The organism is Weissella sagaensis, from assembly GCF_010306265.1.
GTDB lineage: Bacteria > Bacillota > Bacilli > Lactobacillales > Lactobacillaceae > Weissella > Weissella sagaensis.
In genome coordinates this window covers 1-3,118 of sequence record NZ_BLKA01000017.1, presented here as the reverse complement: position 1 = coordinate 3,118, position 3,118 = coordinate 1, and the positions used below count along the sequence as shown (strand labels likewise).

Genomic DNA, 3,118 nt, shown 5'->3' with positions numbered 1-3,118 from the left:
TGTAGCTCCTGTATTGCCAGTTGCCCCAGTATCGCCAGTTACTCCAGTATCGCCGGTAGCTCCGGTGTTACCTGTGTCAGTTTTTTCAACGTTTTCAGTAGCAGGAGTACCAGTGTTACCATCCTTGTCAGTTGCTCCAGTATCGCCGGTAGCTCCGGTGTTACCTGTGTCAGTTTTTTCAACGTTTTCAGTAGCAGGAGTACCAGTGTTACCATCCTTGTCAGTTGGTGTAGCAGTGATAGCTTCACCTTCAGTAGTAGGACGAGAAGGTGTGATTGAATACTTACCATCCTCACCAACAGTACCTTCACCTAACTTATTACCATCTTTATCAGTCAAGACGATAGTGTCACCAGGAGTTCCATTACCCGTAATTGGGTTAGAAACAATTTGTGATGATGTCACTGTTGATTTGGCATTTTTTTGCGTGTCTTCATTGTTAGGGTCCGAGGTGCTTTTTTGATCAGAATTTATGGCTATATATATTTGGTAAATATGGTTGTACGATAAGCTAGCAATATTAACATGGATAGTTTCTAGGATGCTTCCAGACTGCAAGTCATGTGCAGTCAGAGGAACTGTGCTAATAATATGTAGTGCATTTCCTACCACAGATGTTTCCGTTTTGCTTGCTGATTGAAAGAGAATACTATTTTCTCCATACTCTTTGGGCACAACAGCTGTGATCTCCAGAGACTTTTTATTTGTAACTGGATCAGTTATGATAGTAGCTTGTTTTTGTATAAAATTGCTTGCCACAGATGTGTACCCACTGCCATCACCTTTTAGAATAGCAATGGTTACTTTTTCTTTAGCATAAGAATTATTTGATAGAGTTACTGGCTGTTCAACGGTACCATTAAATTTATTAAATGTACTACTGGAAGTAGAGTTATCCCAAGAGAAGTAAGCACTACCAGCCTCTTTAGGATGATATATTTTTATTGCACCAGGAGTAAAGCTATCAGCATTAATGCCAGAACTATAGGTTAGTGGTAGTACATTACCTAGGTTATCGACCACAGAAAATGGAATACTGAGTGCTTCACCTTGTGAAGTGTAATTAACATTAGGTAGAATAACAGTTTGATATTTAGCATTAACCGTGACTAATTTTTTCAATTGCGCCAATGGACTAATGTCATAAATATGATTTCTGAGCATATTGAGAGTAGTCAAGTTATTTAAAGAACGTAAAGGAGATATATCCGACACAGACGCGTTGGAAAAAGATAAATTTGTTAAGTTCTTTAAGCTTGATACAGGAGATAAATCAGATACTGATGTCTTACTAAAGTCTAACTGTTGTAGGTTAGTTAAGTTAGTAAGAGCTGTTAAACTAGTTATTTTATCATTGAAGTCAATAGACAACTTGGTCAAATTCGATAGATTACTGAGGCTATTTAGATTAGTGTTTGTCAATGACATTTGGGATAAGGTTAGTTCCTGTAATGTGCTAATGTTTTTCAATGGCGTTAGATCAGAAACACTGTTATCACCTAGGGATAGGTATTTTAAATGCTTCATTTTAGATAATTGATCAATATTTGACAGTTTATTATATTCCAATTGTAATGTCTCTATATTGGAAATTTGAGATAATCCATCTAGGTTCTGTAAATTATTTTTGGATAACGATAAATAGGTCAAATTTTTTAGATTGTGAATGATATTCAGATCATTCAATGCATTGTGGCCCAAATCCAGAGACGATAATGTTGTCATATTTCTGATAGGCATAATTCGTGATACATAGTTACCATAATCATCAGCGAAAAGATTCAAACTTTGTAATTTTAAATTTTCAATAGGTGCCAGATCAGGCGGAATACTTGCTTTATTTAGTCTAAGATTTAAGACTGTTAACTGATGTAAATTTTGTAGTGGCATTAAATCAGAGATATTACTTCCAGATAAATCTAAAGACTGCAGATTAGTAGCGTACTCTAATCCCTTTAAATTAGTGACATTTTCATATGATAAATTGAGAGAAGTGATGGTTTGAATATTTTGTTGTGTCACTTCCGTACCAAGTTGTCGTGTTAAAATATCTTTTAGCTGTTGATCAGGTAGCCAATCTTCAGTGGTAGTTAGGTTTTGTGTAGCGGAACTTTGAATAATATCAGCATCTACGACTGACGTTTTTGTTCCTAATACCATGACTGATGTTATCGAAATGGTAACAATTAGTAATTTTTTCAACTTTTTTCTCCCTGATATCTCCAAATATTATACGTTGTTGTTTTATTGTTAGAACTGACTAGAAAATGTTAATCTTACGATGTGGCATAGGACCAGGTAATCGTAATTTCATATTTAGGTCTGTAGACCAATTTGAGTTAACATAACGTGTCTTACCCAAAGTAGCCGTTATAGCAACCGCTCTCGCTCGTTGTGAAATACCCCTTGTGAATTTTGATCCCCCTGCCCTTTTCCGACAGTTCACAAAGTCAGATTTAGGTTTTTTCACAATCTATACCAATTTGTTATAGGTTGTCTTTGAGAATATTAAAACGTTTCTTTTCTTCGGTTGATAACGTATTGTAATATTGACTAACAATAAATTGTATAGCTTCATAATCAAATTTTAGTCGTTGCATATTCTTTAACACATTTAATTCTACGTATGTTTCTTGTGGAATTTTTATAGATTTTTGTTGATTTGCAAATACTTTTTTATTATTTTGCTTTTGTTTAGTTTCTATTGGTTTAGGTGTAAGTTCAATGCTTTTTTCTTCATATTGTTTTTCTGGTTTAACTGCACCTGATACTCTTCTTTGTAAATAACCGTTACCTGCCATTGTACTCTCCTTTTATTTGAATTCGTAGATACGATTTAAAAATTCATCTGTAACTGTTGAATACAGAGCCATGACTTTTTCGTCAAATCTATCATTTTCTGTAATACCATTTATTGGGAAACGTTTTATTCTTTGCATATTGGGAACAATAGTATTAAAGATAATATCCTGCTCCTATCCTAGTATTTGGTACATAAATTTCTGAACAGTTGTGCCATAATTAATAAAACAAGATAGGAGCATTCCAATGAAACGATATCAAGATGATTTTAAAGCCAGCATTGTGAAGATGCATCGTGAAGAGAAAAGATCTATTC

2 protein-coding genes are annotated in these 3,118 nt (G+C 34.4%); both read right to left on the bottom strand.

The features are described 5' to 3' along the window. On the bottom strand, nt 1-2,202 hold a 2,202-nt coding region (locus G7Y65_RS09500), incomplete at its 3' end, for a leucine-rich repeat domain-containing protein (RefSeq protein WP_165314846.1). A 284-nt stretch (nt 2,203-2,486) separates the two neighbouring features. Then, on the bottom strand, nt 2,487-2,801 hold the full coding sequence (locus G7Y65_RS09230) for a hypothetical protein (protein ID WP_042494695.1): 315 nt from the start codon (nt 2,799-2,801) through the stop codon (nt 2,487-2,489). Between the last annotated feature and the right edge of the window lie 317 nt (nt 2,802-3,118).

Excerpts from the sequence above, each read along its gene's own strand:
- G7Y65_RS09230 (WP_042494695.1), bottom strand. The coding sequence starts at position 2,801 with ATGGCAGGTAACGGTTATTTACAAAGAAGAGTATCAGGTGCAGTTAAA.